Genomic DNA, 20,896 nt, shown 5'->3' on the forward strand with positions numbered 1-20,896 from the left:
GCGAGGTGACTTTTTGCTAGCCTAAAAAATAATGGCTCCCAGGCTAATAAAGTGTCGCATTTTTTTGGACAGTGGAGTATAATAGGATTGTAGTCAAGGATATAAATATAGCGAGGGCGATAGCATGCGGTCAAAGGACAAGAAGAATCTACTTTATAATAGCTTATTGGCACTTATTTTGTGCCTGGTCTCTATTGTCTGCGTCTTATCCGTCATGCTCTTCTTACAGACCATTGAAGGACAGAACAGTTCCCAAGAGACTAGCTCAAGTCAGTTAGCCTTAACGGGTCAATCTCAGTCTTCAGCTAGTCAAGAGTCCAGTAAGAAGGAAGCAGAAAGCAAGCCCCAAGATCTGGTTAAGGGTTCTAACCATAACCAAGCGGCTAATTCCTATGCCTATAAGGCCCAGGATGTGCGTAAGCTACTCTACGATTCTAAAGCCTCAGATAAAAAAATAGTATTTTTAACCTTCGATGACGGGGTTAACTTTGAAGTGACGCCTAAGATTTTAGATATTCTAAAGGCTAAAAAGGTGCCGGCCACCTTCTTCGTGATTGGCAAGACGGTGGGAGACAAGACCCGGCCCTTGTTAGAACGGCAAATTCGCGAGGGACACGCCATCGGGATTCACTCCTACAGTCATGATTACAATCGTCTCTTTCCGGGCGGGGTAGTCGATGTCAATCAAGTAGTCAAGGAAGTCAAGGAAACCCAGGCCTCTATGCAGGAAGTGCTAGGTCGGGATTTCCACACGGCTGTCTGGCGTTATCCAGGTGGCCATATGTCCTGGAAGGGGACCGAAGAACTGGATGCCTCCCTTAAGAAACTAGATGTTGACTGGATGGACTGGAATGGCATGTCTGGCGATGCGGAAACACCGTCTGCCCGCCCAACCACGCCGAGTGACATGTTAGCCTATATGGAAAAATCCTTCTATGTAGCGCCAGATGCCAAGGTGCGGGTCATTCTCATGCACGATGCATCGGATAAGCAATTGACCATTGAGGCCCTGCCTCACATTATTGATTACTTCAAGTCTCAAGGCTATGAATTTGGGGTGTTAACATGAGCCCACTTGCTTGGTTAGGCCTAGGTTTGGGCATGACCGCCTATGCCTTGGCCACCTTTTGGGGCTGGCACTTAGGCCCTAAGTTGCAGCAACGGCCTTGGGTTCGCAGCCAACTACTCTTGTTGACTTGCGGCATCTGGCTAGAATTAGTCTTCTTCGATTTATTGCCTTCTACCCAGCCCACCCTTATGGGGATTCTGGGTTTCCGTATGGCCACTCTGTTTAGCCTTATCCTCTTCTTTACTCCGGTCATCCTCATGTCAGGCCTGCATTCCTTTGTTGGCTGGGCACCGAGCGGGCGCCTGCGCCTAGGGGCCTTCACCCTCCAAAATATGTTGGAAGGGGTCCTGATTTACAGCCTCTGCCGGGTCAATCCCTGGTTAGGGACAGCCTATCTTTTCCTAACGGCGCCACACGCCTTAGTAGAGGCCATGACCATTCGGGACCTGAGCCGTCCGGCTAAGGCTGGCACCTGGCTCTGGTTAGTGTTGGGTAACTTAGCTGGGCTTGGCCTAGGTTTTGTCCTAATCGAGGGCATGGGCTCCTTAATCAGCCTAGCCGTCTTCAACCAACTCATGGCTGGCTATCTCTTCTATGTGGCCTTTGTGGACCTCTATCAGGAGGTGGTCCGCCAGGCTAAGCGCCCGATCATTCCCTATGCCGTCTTCCTAGGCATGGGACTCATGGGTCTCTTGAATGTGCTGGTTTAATTGAATATAAAAATAACGAGCTAGGATGCTTCCTAGCTCGTTTTTCTTATCCTATTAAATGTAAGCCCGTCATATAGACGGCCGTGCCCAGCGCGATGCTAAGGAGGAAGTTACGCTTCCACAGGTGGCAGACAGCTGTGATAAGGGCTGCGCCAATCATGAGTAGACTGTCTTGGGGCAGACTAGGGCTGAGATGGCGGAAGGCATAGACGACTAGGAGTCCCATGACGGCAGTGGGTAGCACTTGGCCTAAGTAGCTTACGAAGGCGGGTGGCCGCTTGTGTGCTGGGAAGATCCAGAAGGCTAGAAAACGTGTCAGCACAGTTCCTAGAACGACTAGTGCGATGGTAATAGCTTGCTGCCAGGGTGTCATGCGCCCACCTCCTGGTCTTGCTGCTTCTTCTGCTGCCAGTAGCGGTAGCCAAAGAGGACTAACATGAGAATCATGGCCGGAATCATAAAGTTTTCCGGTCCGAAAAGGACCAAAGAGAGGACCGATGCGCCTAGGCCAATAAAGGCAGCGGAGTGTTGACGGTGAGAACGCCATTGTTCAATCAGCAAGACAATGAAGAGGGCATTGAGGACGAAGTCCATGCCCTTGACATTAATGGGCAAGTAGGGGCCACTAAAAGCCCCCATGGCCGTTGCGCAGACCCAGTAGAACTGGTTGAGCCAGGTCACATGGAAGTAGGCCCAGCCGCGGTCAAGGTCTTGAGGTAAGTCGAGCGTCACATTAATGGAGAAGGACTCATCACACATGCCGAAGATTAGATAGGGTTGCTGCCAGCCCAGATGGTGGTATTTGTCCAACATGGCTAGGCCATAGAAGAGATGGCGGGCATTGACCATGAGGGTCAAGAGCAGGGCCTGGAGTGGGTTGAAGGCAGCAAGCAAAAGTTGCAAGGTCACAAACTCCATGGAACCAGCGAAAATAAAGAGGGCCATTAAGACCGGTAAGTAGGGGGGGAAGCCCTTGCTGACGGCTAACATGCCCAGGGAGAAGCCTAGGAAGAGAAAGCCCGTCATAATAGGGATGGTCTTAGGGAAGACATAGGAGAGTGCACGTTTCATTGATTCACCTCGGCATCGTTAATAGTCCCATTCTAATTGCCTTCCTTGGCCCTGTCAAGTCCACCTGACTTATGGTATAATGACCAAGTGAAGATTTAACGTGAAAAGAGGGAAGTCACCATGACCTTATATTACCAAAGTACTCGTAACCCAGAAAACCGTGTCACCGCTTCTCAAGCCATCCTCAAGGGCATTGCGGAAGACGGAGGCCTCTATGTGCCGGTGGAGCATCCGAAACTGCCAGTCCCTCTGGCTGACCTAGTGGGCAAGTCCTATCAGGAGGTTGCCTTTACCGTCATGAAGGCTTATTTTGATGACTTCAGCCAGGAAGAATTACAGGCCTGCATCGATGGGGCCTATAACAGCGACAAGTTCGACACGCCAGAATTGACCCCAGTTAAGAAGGTAGGGGATGCCTACTATCTGGAGCTCTTCCATGGCCAGACCATCGCTTTCAAGGATATGGCCCTGTCCATCCTGCCTTATCTCATGACCACTTCGGCTAAGAAACAAGGCTCTGACAAGGAAATCGTCATCCTGACTGCTACGTCCGGCGATACTGGTAAGGCGGCTATGGCCGGCTTTGCGGATGTACCCGGCACTAAGATTGTGGTCTTCTATCCTAAGGGTGGCGTCAGCCATATCCAAGAACTGCAAATGCTGACTCAGAAGGGTGATAACACCTATGTAGTAGGCATTACCAGCAACTTCGATGATGCCCAAAGCCAAGTCAAGGCCCTCTTTGGGGACCAAGTGCTTAATGAACAGATTGCTGCAGCAGGCTACCAATTCTCAAGTGCTAACTCCATTAATATTGGCCGGCTCATTCCCCAAGTGGCTTACTATGTCTTTGCCTACTTGCAACTAGTGAGCCAAGGTGTCATTGCCCTCGGCGATGTCATCAATGTGGATGTGCCAACCGGTAACTTCGGTAATATTTTGGCGGCCTACTATGCGCGTCAAATGGGCTTGCCAATCAAGACCTTCATCTGTGCGTCTAACAAGAACAATGTCTTAACTGACTTCTTCAAGACCGGCGTCTACGACCGTCAACGTCCTTTCTATGTGACCAATTCGCCATCCATGGATATCCTCATCTCTAGCAACTTAGAGCGTTTAATTTACCATGCGACCGGTAATGATGCGGCTCAAACGGCTGCTTATATGAAGCAATTAGTAGACCAAGGTCACTACCAAGTGACGCCTCAAATGCAGGCAACTTATGCTGATTTCTATGGGGGTTACGCCGATGAGGCCCAAATCGAAGCCAGCATTAAGGCCGTCTATGAGGCGACCGGCTATGTCTTAGATCCACATACAGCAGTGGCTACTTCAGTATACGGCGACTACCGCCAAGAAACCGGCGACACTACGCCAACCTTAATCGCTTCGACCGCCAGCCCTTACAAGTTCCCGCGCTCTGTCATGCAGTCCTTCCAGGACTTAGATCTTGAGGTGGATGACCTGACCCTGGTGGACCTGTTGGAAGCCATCTCTGGCGTGCCACAACCTGCGGCCGTTCTCGAAGTCAAAGAAGCCCAAATCCGTCATAATGAAGTCGTGGATGTGGCCGGCATGAAGGCTAGCATCTTGGCTAAGTTGGGGCTCTAATCACAAGTCCTAAGAAAGAAGGTGCTTAAGATGATCAACTACCGTCATGATAAGGAAATTTCCCATGCCCAGTTGCGACCACTCTATCAGGCAGTCGGTTGGACAGCCTACCTAGACCAGGTATCTGACTTGGGTCAGATGCTGGCGGCTTCCCAGGATGTCATTAGCGCCTGGGACCAAGACCAGCTAGTGGGGCTGGTGCGTACAGTTGGAGATGGCCACTATGTGGCCTTGATCCAAGACATCTTAGTTCTGCCAGATTATCAGAAGCAGGGCATAGGCCGACAATTGCTGAATCAAATTCAGGAAGCTAGCCAGACCTATCGTCAGGTCTTTCTGGTGACTGACACCACGCCTTGGAACCAGTCTGTCCGGGAATGGTACGACCGACGCGGCCTAGTGGGCTTTGCCCAGGCGGAGCTAACTGGATTTTTAGCCAATCAAGGAGATTAGGACGCTGTCCTAGTCTCTTTTGCTTTGCTATGGCTAGGCAAATAATTCGTACTGGGGACCTTAACGTGGTAGACTAAAGTCATCATAGTAGAAAGGAGGGGACTGAGATGTTGGAAGATAAACTCGACCAAGCTGCTGGCAAAGTCAAGGAAGTGGCAGGTAAAGTAACTGGCGACAAAGGCCTTGAAACTGAAGGCGTCGTTGAAGGCGTCGTTAGTAAAGCCAAAGAAGTGGCTCATGACGTGGCTGAAGCTGCCAAAGGTGCAGTGGAAGGCATCAAAAATTCCTTGGGCAAATAATCCAAGTAAAATAAGCTTAGCATCACCAGTACCCCTCGTTCTAGGGGTGCTTTTTTTGTGCTTGAAGTAAGAGTGCTAGGTTAATAAATCACTTGCATTCCCCGCCAAGTAAGCGTATACTAAAGGTAATTCACCAAGGAGGTACTTGTGCCGATGAAAGTTAACTAAAATTGTCAATTACTAAATAAAGGATCAAGATGGCTTTATTTAGTGCGGTCAATTTTAGTGAAGAGGTACAAGCAGCTAGGGCAGGCGCACCTTATATTAGGGCGCAGACTCTTTCTTTGGCTTCATCCATTTGCTTCCAAACAGGGACCGACGCTAGATAGGGCATCGGTCCCTCTTTATATAGGAGGTAGCAGATGTTACACGTTGAAAATTTTACCATGACCCATCAACAAGACCTCAAGGTCTTAATTCCTTCCCTGTCCTTTGACTTGAAGCCAGGCGACAAGCTAGCCCTGATTGGCGAAGAAGGCTGCGGCAAGTCTTCGCTCTTGAACTGGCTCAGGCAGCCGGATGCGCCCCTGCCCTATGTCGAGGTGACGGGCACTTGTTCTAATTCCTTTGGTCGGACGGTCTGGATTGGCCAGACTTTTCCAGCCCAAGATGAAGGCTTGACCATCGAGGCTTATTGCTTTGATCCGGTCTTGGCCGAGCAAGTAGACTATGGTTACTTCTATCAGCTAGTCAGCCAATTAGGCTTTGACCCCGATCGTCTCACTAGCCAGCAGCTAATGGGGACTCTGTCAGGGGGCGAGAAGCTCAAGTTGCAGTTGGCTCGGACCCTGGCCTTGGAGCCGGACTGTCTGCTCTTGGATGAGCCTTCCAATGACTTGGACTTGGTCACACTGGACTGGCTCAGTCGGACCCTGGCTAGTTTGCCGGCAGCGGTTCTCTTTATTTCCCATGATGAGGCCTTCCTGGCTCAAGTGGCCAATCGCATTCTGCATATTGAGACCATTCATAACCATAAGGCCAGTCGGGTTCATTTGGTCAATCTGGACTATGAGACCTATCGCAGACAACGGGAGGCCCAGTTCCAGCGTCAGGGCCAGCTGGCCCGCAAGCAGCAGGAGGAGCAGGCCAAGCAAGAGGCCCGACAGCGGCAAATGCACGACAAGGTCCAACACCAATTACGTCAGGCCCATGATTCTAGCCTGGGTCGTCTCTTGGCTAAGAAAATGCGAAATGTTAAGTCTGTGGGCCGTCGCTTGGAGCGTCAGGCTGAGAACCTACTGGAGATTCCCATTCAAGAGGATGCCATCTTGGTCAAACTGCCTTGCCCCCATCCCTTGCCCGCTAGCAAATGGCTGATCAACGAGCCGGACTATGTGGTCCGCCTAGAGGGGCGCGCTCTGACCCAACCCCTGACCATGGAGTGGCGAGGCCAGGAGAAAATCGGACTAGTGGGCCCCAATGGCGTGGGCAAATCTACCCTCCTCAAGCAAGTCCGTGACTGGCTGACAGACCGGCCAGGCATTCGTCTGGGCTATATGCCCCAAGATTATCGCCAGGTCCTACCTCAGGATCAGACGCCCTTGGACTTTCTCCAGGAATCGGGTAGCCAGGAGGAGAAGACTAAGCTCATGACCTATCTGGGTAGCCTACGCTTCGACCCTGATGAGATGCGTCATCCCATTAGCCAACTGTCTGGGGGCCAGCAGGCCAAGTTGCTCCTGCTTAAGTTGAATCTGATGGAGGTCAATGTCTTGTTATTGGACGAGCCTAGCCGTAATTTCTCGCCCCTGTCTCAGGCTGAAGTAAGGCAAATTTTTCGCGACTTCCCCGGGGCCATTCTGGTGGTTTCCCATGACCAACGCTTCCTAGACCAAGTCTGTGACCGGCGTCTGGCTTTGGAGCCAGCCGGAATCTAGTAGCGGAATCTCCTTGTTGAAAGCTAGGCCTTTGTGATAGAATGAATAGGTATTGGACTTGAGAGGAGCAAATCAATGAAACACCACCAAGGAATCCTGCTAGCCATTTGGATTGGTTTACTAAGTAGCCTGGCGGGGGCAGTCAATGTGACCACCCTGTGGCTGGTAGCCACGCCATCGACCCACATGACGGGCAACCTGTCCCAACTAGTCCTAGCCTTAGTGCGGGGTGATGGGGAAGCGACCAGCCGTCTGGCCTTGACCTTGCTGGCCTTTATGGCTGGGAGCATCTTAAGCGGCCTCTTATTCTCTGATAAATCCTTTCGCCTGGCCAACCGTTACGGTGTTTTGCTGATTAGCTTTGGCCTCTTATTGGGTTTAAGCTATGCCCTCAACTGGCAGGCTAGCTGGCTCTATCTCTTGTCCTTCGGTATGGGGACGCAAAATGGTATGTTTATCTACTATCGCGGCATGATTGTCCGCAGTTCGCATTTTACGGGTTACTTGACTGATACGGGCTTTGCGCTAGGACGTTACTTGCGGGGCTATAAGGAAGATGGCCACAAGATTATCTTCTACATGGCAAGCATTGCCTGTTTCCTAGTAGGAGGGCTCCTGACTTATATATGGCTTAATCATTCTGCTATCAGCATGATTTTGGTCTTGTCCCTGGCCTATCTGCTGACGGGGACCTATTACTTTATCCTCCGCCACTGTCATCAAGCTGCATAAGCAAAATCCCCTTATATCTTATAGGATATAAGGGGATTTTTTACTTGGTAAAAAGAAGCTGAGACTTAGTCTCAGCTTTTGGCTTCTAGTTGAACTTTTTTCTCTGCTTTAGCCTTAAGTAGATAGACCAGAATCAGAATGGCGAGGACTTCGATGATCAGGCAGTAGAGACCACCTTCTAGTCCAAAGTCGCCACCAGTCCAGAGCTTAGGACCTCCTAGTCGGGTGTGCCAGATAGGATAAGGCAGGCTCATGCCGGATACTTGGATGCCCAGAACAGGCCCTTGCACGAAGTTCCAAGCCGAATGGGCCGCCCCCACAAACCAGATATTTTCCGTATAGGCGAAGAGGAGGGAGAAGGTCAGGCCGGCCAGGGTCAGGTTGACCAGGGCCAGGGTCGAGACATTGGGGTTACCCAAATGCATGGCCGCGAAAATCAGGGAGTTGGCCAGGACCGCTAGCCAGGTTGGAAAGCGTAAGGCCAGACCATTCATGAGATAGCCCCGGCAGATGACTTCTTCACTCAGGCCCTGAATGAGGAAGCCGGCTAGGTAGAGTAGGGTAACTAAGGCGGGCGTCTGGCTAATGCGTTCTAGCGATAAGTGGCCTAGCAAGGCGGGGATGATGAGGCAGGCCAGCAGTTGTAGCCCACCCAGAATAAAGCCCAGTAGATAGGGGCCAATCAAGGGACGCTTGAAGCCCATGGATTGCCAGGACCGTCGGCCCAGGGTCCAACCGTAGAGGGCGAAGCCTAAGAGGGGAATCAAGGTCGAAAAGAGGGCCAAGACGTTTAAGAGTGGGGCTACCAATTCGGGGTGAGTCCAATTGAGGATTTGGAAGCGGGGGTGTGTGATGCCCCATAGGGTGGCCTTGGTCTGCCAGTCCTGAAGGTAGTGAAACAAGAGAGGGAAGGCCAGCATGGAAAGCATCCAGCCCCAACCGGATGCTTGGCTTGATTTAGCTTTGATAAATGGCATTAAGCCACCTCCTTTTCTTCTAGTATAAGGCTCTTGGCAGATCAAGGCAAATGTAAACAATCAGCCAATATCGGAATCAGTTCCATACTTTTCTTGATTTTTCGGCCATTTCCTAAGCTTAGGAAATAACTTTAGCGATTAGATGGCACATAAAATGTTATAATAGAATTGAGAGAAAGCGATGTCACAGCCTAGGAGGAGGGCGCTTATGCAGACACGACAGGAACAGCTCATGGTCATCCTGGCCCAGTCACAAGGCTGGCTCAAGGGGCGGGATCTTGCGGCTTTGTTGGGCGTCTCCGACCGGACCATTCGCTCTGATATGAACAAGTTAAAGCAAGACTATCCAGGAGCCATACAAACTCATCACCACAAGGGCTATCGGCTAGTGGCCCAAGCCCTGGAAGACTCCAATCAGCCCAGTCCTCTGGGTCTGCCACAGAGTCAGGAAGAAAGGCTACATTATATACTCAAACTCCTATTGGCTGACAGTCAGCCTCAGACCCTCAAGGAGTTGAGTCAAGACCTCTATGTCAGCCCCCAAACCCTAACCATGGACTTGCATCAAGTCGGTCAGCTGGTGGGGGCCTATCCGGACTTAGACCTAGAACATGATGCCAAGGGCTGGCAGCTTAAGGGCCCTGAATTCCAGAAGCGCCGGCTCTATCGGGAGCTCCTAACCTCAGAACTTCAGGGCGATTTCTTGAATCTGGATAAGGTCTTAGCTATCTATGAAGAATTCGACATGGTCTGGGTGGCCCACTATTTCCAAGGCCTGCTTCAGCAGGCAGACTATCAGATTCGGCCTGCCAGTTTACCTATCTTACTCCTGCACGTCGGGATTGCGGTTCAGCGTATGCTAGCCGGTCAATTTCTCTATCATCGTCAGGACCTACCGCCTCTGGCGCCTAAGGAAGAAGCCTTAGCTCGCAAGTTCTTGCAGGGGGTGGGTAAGCAATATAAGTGCCGGATTCCAGCTTCTGAAGCCTACAGTATTGGCCGTCTCTTGGAAGCTTATCAGGCTATGCATGAGCTAGCCTCACAGGTCATCTATCAGGGTCACCCCCTGGATTTGACCCACCTGGTTGAAGACTTGGGCCAGCACCTACAAGACTTGGTGGGCTTGGATTTTCTTAGTGATGCCGACTTTAAGGATCGCTTCCATCTCCATCTTCAAGGTCTAATCGAACGCCTCCATTATCAGGTGGAGCTGCCCAATCTCTTCCTACAAGATATGAAACGCCAGTATCCCCTGGTCTTCGACCTAGCCGTGACGGTCAGCACCTGGTTGGGAGCTCGCCTAGGGGTGGTCTTATCCGAAGCCGAAATCGGGTTGATTGCCGTCCATATTGGCAGTTCCTATTCTCGCCTGGAGCGACCATGGAAGGCGCGAGCCATTTTGTTGGCGCCCCAGCACTATCCCCTTATGCAATCCTCAATCGACCGGCTCAAGGCTAGCTTCGGCCACCGGCTGGAAATTCTAGCCCAATTTGATTATGTCAGTGAAGCCCAGCTCCTGCATCAGCCGGTTGACTTAGTCATTAGTTTTATGCCGCTGGCTCAGACTTTGGGCCTTCCGACCTTGCAGGTTTCTACCTTCTTCAATGAGGAAGATGAGCTAGCCTTGGTTAGTCTGCTTAACCAAGTAGAACAGCGTCAGACAGCCATCCAGCTGGCCCTACAATTGGGGGACTTTCTGGAGTCACGCTTCTTCTATCAAGACTTGCAGGCCAGCAGCCCCGAGCAAGTTCTGACCCTCATGGCCCAGGATTTGGCCCAAGCCGGTTATGTGACGCCGGACTTTCTGCCTTCGGTCTTGGAGCGCGAAGCCCTATCTTCGACGGACTTTGACTATGCTTTGGCCATTCCCCATCCCTTGCAAGCCCACAGTCATCAGTCGGTGCTGGCCATTGCCAATTTAGCCAGTCCCATTGAGTGGGGCCGCTACCCTGTTAAACTCGTCATTTTATTGGCGCTTAAGGACAGCGACTGGGCCTTCACCCAGGTCTTCTTCAAATGGCTAGGCCAGTGCCTAGCCCATCCGCGTCAGCTCAAGTCCCTCTTAGCTGCCAGCAGTCGCGACGACTTCTTGGCCGCTATTGTGGGCGAATTTCCCCATCCATCTCGTTAGCAAGTTTATTTTATAGGAAAGGAGGTAATGGTATGGATGACTTAGAGTTGGTATTCTTCAAGATGATTTCTTCCTTGGGATCCGCCCGATCTTCCTTCATGGAAGCCATGGCGCTAGCCCGGACAGGTGACTTCGCCCAAGCCCAGGCGGCCATTGAGCAAGGGGAGAGCCAACGGATTGCCGGTCATGATCAGCATTTCGACCTCTTGCAGGCGGATGCGGCAGGGGACCATCCACCTTTCTCGCTCTTGTTAGTTCATGCCGAAGATCAACTCATGAGTGCTGAACTGCTCAAGGTGACAGCCGAAGAAGTTCTGGCCCTTTATCAACGTTTGGCCCAGCTCACCACCTAGATTAGGAGGAAATACCATGAAACGTGTCTATTTATTCTGTAGTGCTGGCATGTCGACCAGCCTGGTTGCCAGCCGTATGCAGGCCGTGGCGGACGACCACAACCTGCCCATTGAAGTCAAGGCCTTCTCAGATTCTAAGCTAGATATCATCGTGGAACAGTATCATCCCGATGTCATCTTGTTAGGGCCTCAAGTCAAATACAAATTCAATGCCACCCGGGACAAATACGAGCCCCAAGGCATTCCCGTTGAAGTTATGAACCTAGACGATTATGGTAACGTCAATGGCGAACGCATTCTCAAGCGCGCCATTCAATTACTCAAGCAAAACAAGCAAGGCTAAGTACAGATCTCATTATAAGAAAAGAGGTAAGTCACATGTTTGCAAATCTTGAAAAAGTCATGGGCGGGACAGCCGAGAAACTCAGCAATAATAAGGTGTTAATTGCTATTCGTGATGGTTTCTTGGTGACCACGCCACTCATTATTGTCGCTTCCTTCTTCATTTTGGCCGGTAACTTCCCAATTGAAGGTTATACCGACTTTATGGCCCAATTCTTCGGCCAAGGCTGGGAAAACCACATGGATGCCGTGATTGATTCCACCTTTAGTGTCATCGCCCTCTTAGGGGCTATCGGGATTGGTTACGCCTATGCCCGTCAACTGGAATCAGACCCTATTGCTGGGGCAGCCATTTCCGTCGTCTGCTTCTTGATTCTGACACCTAAATCCCACCCTGCCTTCACTAACGAAGCCGGTAAGGTCTTCAATGGTTTGGCTAATACGAATATGGGGTCCGCCGGTATGTTCGTGGCCATGATTACGGCCATTGTCTCGGTCCGCATCTTCGTGGCCATTGAACGTAAGGGTTGGGTCATCAAGATGCCTGACGGGGTGCCACCAGCAGTTTCTCAATCCTTCGCAGCTTTGATTCCTTCGCTCTTTGCCATGTTAACCTTCTTCTTGGTTTACCTTGGCTTCTCACTCACCGATTATCACTATGCTCATACCTTTATCTATACCAACCTGCAATCACCTCTCTTAGGGATTGGACGCAGCGTCTTCCTAGAACCCCTGACCCAGTTCCTGTCCACCTTCTTCTGGTTCTTCGGGATTAATGGACCAGCCGTTACCAATACGGTCTTCGCGCCAATTGGTCTGGCCTTGACGACTGAAAACTTGGAAGCCTTCAAGAACGGCTTGCCATTGCCTAACATCTTCACCAACGGTTTCAGCAACTTCTTCACCAACTTCGGGGGTGGGGGTTCTACCTTGGCTTTGGTCTTCCTCATGGTAGGGATTGCCAAGTCCAAACGTATGAAGACCTTGGGGCGTTTGGCTATTGTACCTGGGATTTTCGGGATTAACGAAATGATTATCTTCGGGCTACCAGTCGTACTCAACCCAATTATGTTGGTGCCATTTCTTGCAACACCACTGGTTAACACCATTTTATCCATTATCGCAACAGTCATCGGTATTCTGCCGCGAACTACCGGGGTCAGCATCCCATGGACAACCCCATTCTTCTTCTCTGGTTGGTTGGCTACCGGGCACTTGATTGCCGGCTTCTGGCAAATTATCTTAATTGCCATCGACTGCTTGATCTACTATCCATTCTTCAAGGTAATGGACCGTCAATTCTTGGCTGAAGAAGAGAAACCAGTTCAAGACCTTAAAGATGATTTAGATGATATTTCCTTGGACGACTTGTCCTTCGATGATTTATAGACAACTGAAGAGTTCAGCCCTATCCTGCTGAACTCTTTTTGCTGAGGAGGGAATAAGGATGAAAGTAATCCTATTATTCGACCAAATTCAGGCCGGTTATGGGGGCAAGGAACGCCCCAACACCCCACTGGGATTAGAAAAGGGCGGGATTGGCTCTTATCTCATGTTTAAGGACGTCTTCGCGGCTCACGATCTCAAAGTCCTAGCGACCGTCTACTGCGGACCTGACTATTTTCAGGCTAATAAGGAAGAAGTCCTACACAAGATTGCCAATCTCATGAAGAAGGCGCAACCTGATGTCCTCTTGTGTGGCCCTTGCTTCAACTACGACACCTACGCCCAAATGGCGGCCGAGGTCGCAGCCTATATTCAAGATCAGACGCCGGTTCGCACCTATGTGGCCTGCTCCGCCGAAAATGAGGCCGTGGTCGACCGCTACAAGGACCAGGTTAAAATAATTCAGATGCCTAAGAAGGGCGGAGTAGGGCTGACGGATGCCCTGCACCATATTGCTGAAATTCTCAGTGGCTCAGCAGAGGCCGATTGGCCCCACTTCTTCCAATAGGAGGTGCCTTATGGATTGGACAAGTTTCTATGATTTACCCGCCTTGTCGGGGGATGAATTCGACCTGCATCAAGCCCTGTCTCAGGCCCTGACCGAACAAGGGCTCAGCCTCTATCGGGATCAACTGGGCTCTGTCTTGGGCCTCAAGCCCCAGGAGCAGGCGCCCTTTCGGGTCATGCTGACCACTAACCTGGATGAAAATGGCGGTCTGATTCAAGCCATTCGTCCGGATGGCCTCTTGGACTTTGTGGCCCTAGGCCGCTATCAGAAGACCGACTATGTCAACCAAGTGGTCCGCCTCTTAACCCGGGATCATGTGCCCCATCTGGGCTATGGGGTTCTGGTAGAGGGCCAGCCCTATCTAGCGCTAGGTGCGGCCTCAGCCCAGCAAGTGGCTGACTTGGGCATCCAGGTGGGTGATAGCTTTGTCTTAGACTTTTCCCGCCGGCAAATAGCTGGGAGTGCCTGGCTAGGTCGTAACTTGGCCAATCGGGCCAGCCTAGAGCTGATACTGGATATGAGTCGCCAACTTCAAAACAAGTTAACTTATGAGTTGGCTGTGGGGGGCATTAGCCAGTCCCTAGTGGGGACCCGGGGTGCCATTACCGCCACTAATCTTATTCAACCAGACTTGGCTCTGGTGCTGGATGCCAGTCCAGTGCCAGCTTCTGACTATGACCCTAAGTGTCTTTATTTGCGTTATTTTGATAAGACCCTCTTACCTAATACGGCCTTGCTGGAAGCCATTCGCCAAGTGGCCCAGGGTCTGGGTTACCAAGTCAAGGGCCAGGTTCAAGAGGCCGGGACCGATGGGGCCTTTATCCACAAGACAGGGGTGGGGGCACCGACCTTGGTTATTGCCTTGCCGCTGCTTCAGTCGCCAGGTCTCTACCAGTGTCTAGATCCAGCCAGTTTCGAGCCCGTGCGAGATACTCTGGTGGCCTTCTTGAGCCAACTGACCCCAGCCCAAGTCCGAGACTTTGGCTTTGGCAGTCGGGGAGGTGGCCCTTATGACCACTGAGGCTCAAGGTCAGGTAGACTGGCAAGTCCTGTCAGATTTATGTTGCTTACCTGGGGTGTCGGGCCATGAAGCGGGCATTCGGGCCTACTTGGATCGGCAGCTGACCATGTGCCAGCAGGGTACCGATCCCTTGGGCTCTGGCCTCTACAGCCTAGCAGGTCAGTCCCAGTCGCCCCTGTCCTTGCTCTTTTCCACCCACATGGATGAAATCGGTTGGGTGGTGCGGGTCATTGATGAGGCCGGCTATGTCTTTATTCAGGAAGTGGGGCGATCTTGGTCCCATACCCTTTTGCAACAGGAGGTCCAAGTCTTCACCCAAGATGGCCGTGTCTACACAGGGATTCTGGCTGGGCCTCAGGTTCATAGTCTCAGCCCTGAGCAGCGCCAGCAAGTGGTGCCCATGGACCGGGTCTATCTGGATCTGGGGGTGGACAATCGCGACCAGGTTAAAGCTCTGGGCATTGAGGTTGGCGACTGGGTTTGCCCGGTGACTACTTTTCAGGCCTTAGCCAATCCTGACTATCTGGCCGCCAAGGCCTTCGACAATCGGGTCAGTGTGGCCCTGGGAGTCTGGACCATGCAGGCCCTGGCTGAGGGGCCTTGTCCCAACAAGGTGACCCTGGGGGCGACCGTTCAAGAAGAAGTGGGCTTGCGGGGGGCGCGGACCGTGGCCCAAGCCGTCAAGCCGCACATTGCCTTGGCCGTGGATACCTGCTTGGCAGGCGATACGCCAGCCGACTACAATCCTATTAAACTAGGCAAAGGGGTCTCCCTAACGGTGGCCGACAATATGACCGTGACCCACCGGGGCCTCTTGCGTTACTTGGAAGGCATCTGCCAGCGAGAGGGCATTCCTTACCAACTGGGCTGCTTCCTAGATGGGGGGACGGATGCGGGCAATATCCATAAGTCCCAAACCGGTATTTTGGCGACGACCCTGTCCCTTCCCATGCGCTATATGCATACCCACCGGGGTATTTTGCATCGGGCTGATGTCCTAGCGGCCTACCGCCTCATGGTGGCAGTGGCGCGGGACTTGACGCCGGCTATCTACCAGCAGCTGCTGGACCAAAATTATCATTATCAAGTATCGAATCAATGACAGAAAGAAGGTGACAGCCATGTGGGGAATCATTGCGACCTGGCGGATGGCCTTAGAAGGAGTCCAGGCCACCCTGCCTAGCTTGGCAGGCGGTGGCTCTGCGGGTGACGCCATTGAGCAAGCCATCAAGGCCGTCGAAGACTTTCCTTATTATAAATCCGTCGGTTATGGCGGGCTGCCTAACCGCCAAGGCCAGGTAGAATTAGATGCCGCCTATATGGACGGCAGTCGCCTGGACTTTGGGGCTGTTTGCGGGATTCAGGATATTGCTAATCCCATTGGTGTGGCGCGCCGCCTTAGCCAGGAGCCGGTCAATAATGTCTTGGTCGCCCAAGGTGCCCGCCAATATGCCCTAGACCATGGCTTTGAAGCCAAAGAAATGCTGACAGACCGGGCTCAAATTCACTATCACAATCGCCAGGTGGAGCTAGCTCAAGAACAAGGCCTAGCTGCCTACGACGGCCATGACACGGTGGGCATGGTGGCCCTGGACGGCCATGACCACATGGTGGCAGGCACTTCGACTAGTGGCCTCTTCATGAAGCATCCCGGCCGGGTAGGCGACTCGCCAATTATTGGCTCGGGTCTCTATGTGGACTCCCAGATTGGGGGAGCCACCGCTACAGGCCTAGGGGAAGATTTGATGAAAGGGGTCCTGTCCTACGCCATCGTTCAGCTCATGGCTGCGGGCTACCATCCCCAAGAGGCCTGCGAAAAGGCCGTTTATGACTTAGACAGACGTCTCAAAGCCCAACGCGGCCAAGCCGGCGATTTGTCGGTAGTGGCCATGAACGCCAAGGGCCAGTGGGGGGCTGCGACCAATATTGACAACTTCTCCTTCGTGGTGGCTAGCAAGACCACGCCTTTGACCGTCTACCGTCTTCATCCGCTGGCTTCTGGCCAGATGGAGTTGGAGCGGGCGAGTCAGGAATGGCTGGACGACTATGTGCGTCAACGCATGCGGCCCCTGGAGGTGAAGTAGGCATGACCCTCAAGCAAATCCAGGCACTCAATGACTTGCTGGAAGACTTGCTGCCCCAATACTGGCAGGACCTAGCCCAACTGGTAGCTATTCCTAGTGTGCAGGGACCAGCGGAGCCAGACGCTCCCTATGGGCCTGGACCTAAGGCTGCTCTGGACTGGGTGCTAGACCGGGCCAAAGCCATGGGCTTTGAGACGGTCAATTTAGACCATAAGGTTGGCTACGCCCAGTGGTCGCCTGACCCTAACCAGGCGACCTCAGGCGCTGGCTATTATGGGATTTTCGGGCATGTGGATGTGGTGCCGGCCGGCCAAGGCTGGCGGCAGGATCCCTGGACCCTAACCAAGAATCAAGCACAAGGTCGCTACGAAGGGCGTGGCGTCCTAGATAATAAGGGGCCCATTCTGGCCAATCTCTATGCCGTCTATGCCCTCAAATGCCTAGGCTATCACTTCCGCCATCCCATTCGGGTGGTCTTTGGGACCAATGAGGAGACAGGCTTTGGCTGTATCCAGCATTATCTGGCTCAGGAAGCAGCGCCCCTCTTCGGTTGGACGCCAGATTGCAAATGGCCGGTCGTCTATGGCGAGCGAGGGCGTTTGCGGGTAGCCCTTAGTGTGGATTTGGATCAAGTGGCCAGCCTCTTTGACTTTGTCAATGCCTATCTGCTGACCGGCACCAAGGATGGTCGGGAGCTGGGCATTGCTTATGAGGACCAGGACTTTGGCCGCATGATGCTGAGGGGCTATCAACTGGGCATGACTCAGGGACGGCCTTGGGTGGCTTGGTCCATGGCCTATCCGGGAGCCTGCAGTCAGGAAGACATTCTGACCCAAATTAAGTCGCGCCTGCCGGAAACAGGCCAAATAGAAGTCCTCAGCCATTGGGCGCCTGTCCTCAAGGACAAGCAGTCGCCTTATATTGAGGCCTTGCAGCAGGTCTACAATCAGGTGACCGGCCAAGCCCTTGAGCCCGTCACAACCACAGGGGGCACCTATGCTAAGTTTGTGCCTAATATCGTGGCCTACGGGCCTTCCTTCCCGGGCCAACGAGACATCGCCCACTTGCCCCATGAATGGCTAGGCATTGAGGATTTAGAGACTGATCTAAAAATATATAGCCAGGCCTTATTGGCCTTATGGCAGCTAGAACAAGAAGTAGAGGAGGCAAGTCCATGACCCTAATCGAGTTGTGTGCCGGTAGTGTCAGAGATTGTCTGATTGCCCAAGAAGCTGGCCTGGACCGGATTGAGCTCAACAGCGCCCTGGCTCTGGGGGGACTGACGCCAACGGTGGCCTGTCTGGAGTTAGCCAAGGCCAATGGCGTGACCCTACCAATCATCTGCATGGTCCGCCCACGTGGCGGTGGCTTCGCCTATGATAAGCTGGAAATCAGGCAAATGCTAGCAGAAGGCCAAGCCTTGTTAAGAGCAGGTGCCCGTGGCCTAGCCTTTGGCTGTCTAACTGAGACTGGTCAGCTTAATTGGGATGCCAACCAAGCCCTGATTGAGCTCTGTCAGACCTATGGCGCCCAGTCGGTCTTCCACCGGGCCATTGATGTGGTGGCCCAGCCTGACCAAGCCATTGAAGGCTTGATTAAGCTAGGCTGTCAGCGGATTTTGACCAGTGGGGGAGCCAAGAGCATTGAGGAAGGGCGAGACCGACTAGCTCATTATCAAGCCCAATATGGGGCTGACATTGAATTTGTCATGGGGGCCGGTCTGAATTTGGCTAATGCGGCGGACTTGGTGGCCTATACGGGCATCCGGCAAGTCCACGGCAGCTTCAAGACCTGGTACCAAGACCCTACGACCCAGCAAGGCCCCGTTTCATTTGCTTACGATCCTCGTGGAGCCTATGAAGGGGCAGACCCGGACCTAGCCCGCGCGCTAGGCCAAGCACTAGGAAAGAAGGAGTAATATGGTAAGACGTGTATTAGAATGCCTGCCCAGCGATTATGCTGGCTACAGTGCAGAAGAACTCAAGCAAGCCATCTGGGCCGCTGAAGGCCGGACCGTTTGTTGTGAAATGGTAGCGCCTGTGCCTGCCTATATCAGCAACTTGACTAATGCGGAAATCGCTAAGGCCTTCGGGGCAGACCTCATGCTCTTAAATGGCCTAGATGTCCTTAATCCAGTCATTTGTGGCTTAGATCAAGGGACAGAAGATCCCATTCGCCGTCTCAAAGCCCTATCAGGTCGCCCTATTGGGGCCAACCTAGAGCCAGTTGATACCGACGCCATTATGGTGGAGGCGCGTAATGTTCTGCCTAAAGGCCGGACCTGCTCGGTTGAGACCCTAGAAGCGGCCGACCGCCTAGGCCTAGACTTCATTTGCCTGACGGGTAACCCTGGAACGGGGGTAACTAATAAGGAGATTGCCCACTATGTCAAGGTGGCCAAGCAACATTTCTCAGGTCTGGTCATTGCCGGCAAGATGCATGGGGCAGGGTCCAAGGAGCCAGTGGCCAGCATTGAGACGGCCAAGGACTTCATTGAGGCCGGGACCGACATTCTGCTGGTGCCGGCCGTGGGGACGGTGCCGGGCTTCACCGATGATGAGCTGGTGGCGATTGTCAAGTACGCTCACGCTCACGATGTCCTAGTCTTATCCGCTATCGGGACCAGCCAGGAATCTAGCAGCCCGCGGGTGGTGGAAGATATTGCCATTCGCAATAAGGTGGCTGGCGTGGATATTCAACATATTGGCGACGCAGGCTTTGGCGGCCTGGCCAATGTGGAAAATATCTTCGCCTTATCAGTGGCCATACGGGGCATGCGGCATACGGTGAGCCGTGTGGCCGGCTCCGCCATTCGTTAATGAAGCAAAAGTAGACAAAGAAAGCCAGGTAGTTGAGCTACCTGGCTTGTTTTAGTGTGGGCTGACCACTGATTGGATAATGGTAAGGACGACTTGGCTGGCCTTTTCCATGCTTTCTAAGCTGACAAATTCATACTGGCCATGAAGGTTCTCAGCGCCCGTGAAGAGGTTGGGCGTCGGGATGCCCTTATAGGTGATGATGCAGCCGTCTGTCCCACCCCGGAAAGGCTTGATAATAGGCTCAATGCCACAGGCCTTGTAGGCGGCAATGGCCACCTCAACCGGCGTCATGTCTTGCTTTAGAATGTCGTACATATTATAGTATTCGTCGTAAATTTGGCATTGGATGCGGGGCCGGTCGTAGCCTGCATTCTGTTGGGCCACAATCTGACGGAAGAAGTCCTTACGGGCTTGGAAACGCTCCTTGTCATGGTCACGAATAATGTAGGTGGCCTGAACTTGGCCAATGTCGCCGCTTTGACTGGACAGCATATAGTAGCCCTCGTGGCCCTCAGTCAATTCTGGTACCTGGTCTTGGGGCAGGCGGGCGAAGAGTTTGGCAGCCTCGGCCAGGGCATTGACCATGAGGCCCTTTGCGGTCCCTGGATGGACACTGGTCCCGTCGATGGTCAGCATGACCCGGGCGGCGTTGAAGGTCTCGTATTCCAACTTGCCCACCTCGCCGCTATCCAGCGTATAGGCAAAGTCTGCTGGGAAGTCTTGGGCTTGGAAACGGTGGGCGCCCTTGCCGATTTCTTCATCAGGTCCGAAGGCTAGCCAAATATCGCCGTGAGGCAGGTCTGGATGGGCTAATAGATGGATGACAGCTTCCAAAATGCTGACCAGACCTGCCTTGTCATCGGCCCCTAGCAGGGTGGTACCATCTGTGGTGATCAGGGTCTGTCCCACATAGTGTTTCAAGTTAGGAAATTCGGACACCCGCATGACAATGTCCAGGTCAGGATTCAAGACAATATCCTGGCCGTCATAGTCTGCATGAACCTGGGGCTGGATATGGTCAGCATTGAAGTCGGCTGTATCCACATGGGCAATAAAGCCAATGGCTGGCGCCTTTTGATGGGCCGATAGGTTGCTTGGCAAGAGGGCGGTGACAAAGGCGTCCACTGGATTGAAGCGGACTTGGCTGAGCCCCAGGTCCTTGAGTTCGCCCTCCAACATGCGGAGGAAGTCCAGTTGACCGGGTGTGGTCGGTACGGCATCCGAGTGCAGGTCAGATCGGGTGTTGATTTTAGCATAGCGGATAAAGCGTTGGAGCATGGATTCCATGGCGGAGCCTTCTTTCTCTTAATCAGTTAAGTCTAGTATAGCACTATCACGGGCCAGACCCAAGTTAGACCTTGTTGGCAGGGACGAGGATTTGTGATAGACTGAG

22 protein-coding genes are annotated in these 20,896 nt (G+C 52.7%); 18 read left to right on the forward strand and 4 right to left on the reverse strand.

From position 1 onward, the window contains the following. The first annotated feature begins 124 nt into the window (after positions 1-124). The gene (locus ACO53F_RS04250; RefSeq protein WP_314693635.1) at positions 125-1,069 is read left to right on the forward strand and encodes a polysaccharide deacetylase family protein; all 945 of its coding nucleotides are present in this window, start codon (positions 125-127) and stop codon (positions 1,067-1,069) included. Then, positions 1,066-1,779, forward strand: a complete 714-nt coding sequence (locus ACO53F_RS04255) for a hypothetical protein (RefSeq protein WP_485137435.1) — start codon at positions 1,066-1,068, stop codon at positions 1,777-1,779. Before ACO53F_RS04250 ends, ACO53F_RS04255 begins: the two co-directional genes overlap by 4 nt. A 46-nt stretch (positions 1,780-1,825) precedes the next feature. Here ACO53F_RS04255 and ACO53F_RS04260 read toward each other — a convergent pair whose 3' ends face one another. Together ACO53F_RS04260 and ACO53F_RS04265 are read right to left on the reverse strand one after the other, a co-directional pair. Continuing rightward, complete coding sequence (locus tag ACO53F_RS04260) at positions 1,826-2,152, reverse strand: branched-chain amino acid transporter permease (RefSeq protein ID WP_314394900.1); 327 nt, start codon at positions 2,150-2,152, stop codon at positions 1,826-1,828. Further along, a complete protein-coding gene (locus ACO53F_RS04265) occupies positions 2,149-2,850 on the reverse strand; it encodes an AzlC family ABC transporter permease (RefSeq protein WP_485137436.1) in 702 nt (233 codons plus the stop codon). Before ACO53F_RS04265 ends, ACO53F_RS04260 begins: the two co-directional genes overlap by 4 nt. Before the next feature lie 120 nt (positions 2,851-2,970). Here ACO53F_RS04265 and thrC point away from each other — a divergent pair, with 120 nt between their 5' ends. The 5 genes from thrC (at position 2,971) to ACO53F_RS04290 (ending at position 7,822) form a co-directional block, all read left to right on the forward strand. Then, complete coding sequence (gene thrC, locus ACO53F_RS04270; protein WP_485137437.1) at positions 2,971-4,461, forward strand: threonine synthase; 1,491 nt, start codon at positions 2,971-2,973, stop codon at positions 4,459-4,461. Between the two features lie 30 nt (positions 4,462-4,491). Further along, positions 4,492-4,914 carry a GNAT family N-acetyltransferase gene (locus ACO53F_RS04275; RefSeq protein ID WP_485137438.1) on the forward strand — a complete coding sequence of 141 codons (423 nt, stop codon included), beginning with the start codon at positions 4,492-4,494 and terminating at the stop codon, positions 4,912-4,914. A 107-nt stretch (positions 4,915-5,021) separates the two neighbouring features. After that, positions 5,022-5,213, forward strand: coding sequence for a CsbD family protein (locus ACO53F_RS04280; RefSeq protein ID WP_070755998.1), 192 nt, complete (start codon positions 5,022-5,024; stop codon positions 5,211-5,213). A 362-nt stretch (positions 5,214-5,575) separates the two neighbouring features. After that, positions 5,576-7,090, forward strand: a complete 1,515-nt coding sequence (locus ACO53F_RS04285; protein WP_485137439.1) for an ATP-binding cassette domain-containing protein — start codon at positions 5,576-5,578, stop codon at positions 7,088-7,090. 75 nt (positions 7,091-7,165) lie between these two features. Further along, positions 7,166-7,822 (forward strand): YoaK family protein, encoded by a 657-nt coding sequence (locus tag ACO53F_RS04290; protein WP_485137440.1) that lies wholly within the window; start codon positions 7,166-7,168, stop codon positions 7,820-7,822. 71 nt (positions 7,823-7,893) lie between these two features. Here ACO53F_RS04290 and ACO53F_RS04295 read toward each other — a convergent pair whose 3' ends face one another. Next, positions 7,894-8,799, reverse strand: coding sequence for a CPBP family intramembrane glutamic endopeptidase (locus ACO53F_RS04295; protein WP_485137441.1), 906 nt, complete (start codon positions 8,797-8,799; stop codon positions 7,894-7,896). 208 nt (positions 8,800-9,007) lie between these two features. Here ACO53F_RS04295 and ACO53F_RS04300 point away from each other — a divergent pair, with 208 nt between their 5' ends. The 11 genes from ACO53F_RS04300 to ACO53F_RS04350 are packed head-to-tail and all read left to right on the forward strand — an operon-like array spanning position 9,008 to position 19,503. Further along, positions 9,008-10,930 carry a BglG family transcription antiterminator gene (locus tag ACO53F_RS04300; protein WP_485137442.1) on the forward strand — a complete coding sequence of 641 codons (1,923 nt, stop codon included), beginning with the start codon at positions 9,008-9,010 and terminating at the stop codon, positions 10,928-10,930. Between the two features lie 32 nt (positions 10,931-10,962). Further along, positions 10,963-11,283: a PTS sugar transporter subunit IIA gene (locus tag ACO53F_RS04305; RefSeq protein WP_454922933.1), complete on the forward strand. Its 321-nt coding sequence runs from the start codon at positions 10,963-10,965 to the stop codon at positions 11,281-11,283. A gap of 16 nt (positions 11,284-11,299) precedes the next feature. Beyond that, a complete protein-coding gene (locus ACO53F_RS04310) occupies positions 11,300-11,626 on the forward strand; it encodes a PTS sugar transporter subunit IIB (protein WP_023391654.1) in 327 nt (108 codons plus the stop codon). A 35-nt stretch (positions 11,627-11,661) separates the two neighbouring features. Then, positions 11,662-13,014: a PTS sugar transporter subunit IIC gene (locus ACO53F_RS04315; protein WP_485137443.1), complete on the forward strand. Its 1,353-nt coding sequence runs from the start codon at positions 11,662-11,664 to the stop codon at positions 13,012-13,014. A 58-nt stretch (positions 13,015-13,072) separates the two neighbouring features. Further along, a complete protein-coding gene (locus ACO53F_RS04320; RefSeq protein ID WP_485137444.1) occupies positions 13,073-13,579 on the forward strand; it encodes a GrdB-related putative oxidoreductase in 507 nt (168 codons plus the stop codon). 10 nt (positions 13,580-13,589) lie between these two features. After that, positions 13,590-14,600: a hypothetical protein gene (locus ACO53F_RS04325; protein ID WP_485137445.1), complete on the forward strand. Its 1,011-nt coding sequence runs from the start codon at positions 13,590-13,592 to the stop codon at positions 14,598-14,600. After that, on the forward strand, positions 14,590-15,702 hold the full coding sequence (locus tag ACO53F_RS04330) for a M42 family metallopeptidase (RefSeq protein WP_485137446.1): 1,113 nt from the start codon (positions 14,590-14,592) through the stop codon (positions 15,700-15,702). Before ACO53F_RS04325 ends, ACO53F_RS04330 begins: the two co-directional genes overlap by 11 nt. 19 nt (positions 15,703-15,721) lie before the next feature. Continuing rightward, entirely contained in the window at positions 15,722-16,684 is a 963-nt protein-coding gene (locus ACO53F_RS04335) for a glycosylasparaginase (RefSeq protein WP_485137447.1), read from the forward strand. 2 nt (positions 16,685-16,686) lie between these two features. Next, positions 16,687-17,862 carry a M20/M25/M40 family metallo-hydrolase gene (locus ACO53F_RS04340; RefSeq protein ID WP_485137448.1) on the forward strand — a complete coding sequence of 392 codons (1,176 nt, stop codon included), beginning with the start codon at positions 16,687-16,689 and terminating at the stop codon, positions 17,860-17,862. Further along, complete coding sequence (locus ACO53F_RS04345) at positions 17,859-18,602, forward strand: copper homeostasis protein CutC (RefSeq protein WP_485137449.1); 744 nt, start codon at positions 17,859-17,861, stop codon at positions 18,600-18,602. The genes ACO53F_RS04340 and ACO53F_RS04345 overlap by 4 nt, the downstream gene beginning before the upstream one ends. Before the next feature lies 1 nt (position 18,603). Next, the gene (locus ACO53F_RS04350) at positions 18,604-19,503 is read left to right on the forward strand and encodes a DUF7916 family protein (RefSeq protein ID WP_485137450.1); all 900 of its coding nucleotides are present in this window, start codon (positions 18,604-18,606) and stop codon (positions 19,501-19,503) included. Positions 19,504-19,554: 51 nt separating this feature from the next. On the opposite strand, the gene pepT is transcribed toward ACO53F_RS04350, so the two are convergent. Next, a complete protein-coding gene (gene pepT / locus ACO53F_RS04355; RefSeq protein ID WP_485137451.1) occupies positions 19,555-20,790 on the reverse strand; it encodes a peptidase T in 1,236 nt (411 codons plus the stop codon). Between the last annotated feature and the right edge of the window lie 106 nt (positions 20,791-20,896).

The sequence above is a fragment of the Abiotrophia sp. genome, assembly GCF_057275535.1.

Coding starts and splice junctions, on each gene's coding strand:
- ACO53F_RS04325 (WP_485137445.1), top strand. CDS start 13,590: ATGGATTGGACAAGTTTCTATGATTTACCCGCCTTGTCGGGGGATGAA.
- ACO53F_RS04320 (WP_485137444.1), top strand. CDS start 13,073: ATGAAAGTAATCCTATTATTCGACCAAATTCAGGCCGGTTATGGGGGC.
- ACO53F_RS04290 (WP_485137440.1), top strand. CDS start 7,166: ATGAAACACCACCAAGGAATCCTGCTAGCCATTTGGATTGGTTTACTA.
- ACO53F_RS04315 (WP_485137443.1), top strand. CDS start 11,662: ATGTTTGCAAATCTTGAAAAAGTCATGGGCGGGACAGCCGAGAAACTC.
- ACO53F_RS04265 (WP_485137436.1), bottom strand. CDS start 2,850: ATGAAACGTGCACTCTCCTATGTCTTCCCTAAGACCATCCCTATTATG.
- ACO53F_RS04285 (WP_485137439.1), top strand. CDS start 5,576: ATGTTACACGTTGAAAATTTTACCATGACCCATCAACAAGACCTCAAG.
- ACO53F_RS04295 (WP_485137441.1), bottom strand. CDS start 8,799: ATGCCATTTATCAAAGCTAAATCAAGCCAAGCATCCGGTTGGGGCTGG.
- ACO53F_RS04310 (WP_023391654.1), top strand. CDS start 11,300: ATGAAACGTGTCTATTTATTCTGTAGTGCTGGCATGTCGACCAGCCTG.
- ACO53F_RS04300 (WP_485137442.1), top strand. CDS start 9,008: ATGCAGACACGACAGGAACAGCTCATGGTCATCCTGGCCCAGTCACAA.
- ACO53F_RS04330 (WP_485137446.1), top strand. CDS start 14,590: ATGACCACTGAGGCTCAAGGTCAGGTAGACTGGCAAGTCCTGTCAGAT.
- ACO53F_RS04250 (WP_314693635.1), top strand. CDS start 125: ATGCGGTCAAAGGACAAGAAGAATCTACTTTATAATAGCTTATTGGCA.
- ACO53F_RS04280 (WP_070755998.1), top strand. CDS start 5,022: ATGTTGGAAGATAAACTCGACCAAGCTGCTGGCAAAGTCAAGGAAGTG.
- pepT (WP_485137451.1), bottom strand. CDS start 20,790: ATGGAATCCATGCTCCAACGCTTTATCCGCTATGCTAAAATCAACACC.
- ACO53F_RS04345 (WP_485137449.1), top strand. CDS start 17,859: ATGACCCTAATCGAGTTGTGTGCCGGTAGTGTCAGAGATTGTCTGATT.
- ACO53F_RS04350 (WP_485137450.1), top strand. CDS start 18,604: ATGGTAAGACGTGTATTAGAATGCCTGCCCAGCGATTATGCTGGCTAC.
- ACO53F_RS04275 (WP_485137438.1), top strand. CDS start 4,492: ATGATCAACTACCGTCATGATAAGGAAATTTCCCATGCCCAGTTGCGA.
- ACO53F_RS04255 (WP_485137435.1), top strand. CDS start 1,066: ATGAGCCCACTTGCTTGGTTAGGCCTAGGTTTGGGCATGACCGCCTAT.
- ACO53F_RS04340 (WP_485137448.1), top strand. CDS start 16,687: ATGACCCTCAAGCAAATCCAGGCACTCAATGACTTGCTGGAAGACTTG.
- ACO53F_RS04335 (WP_485137447.1), top strand. CDS start 15,722: ATGTGGGGAATCATTGCGACCTGGCGGATGGCCTTAGAAGGAGTCCAG.
- thrC (WP_485137437.1), top strand. CDS start 2,971: ATGACCTTATATTACCAAAGTACTCGTAACCCAGAAAACCGTGTCACC.
- ACO53F_RS04305 (WP_454922933.1), top strand. CDS start 10,963: ATGGATGACTTAGAGTTGGTATTCTTCAAGATGATTTCTTCCTTGGGA.
- ACO53F_RS04260 (WP_314394900.1), bottom strand. CDS start 2,152: ATGACACCCTGGCAGCAAGCTATTACCATCGCACTAGTCGTTCTAGGA.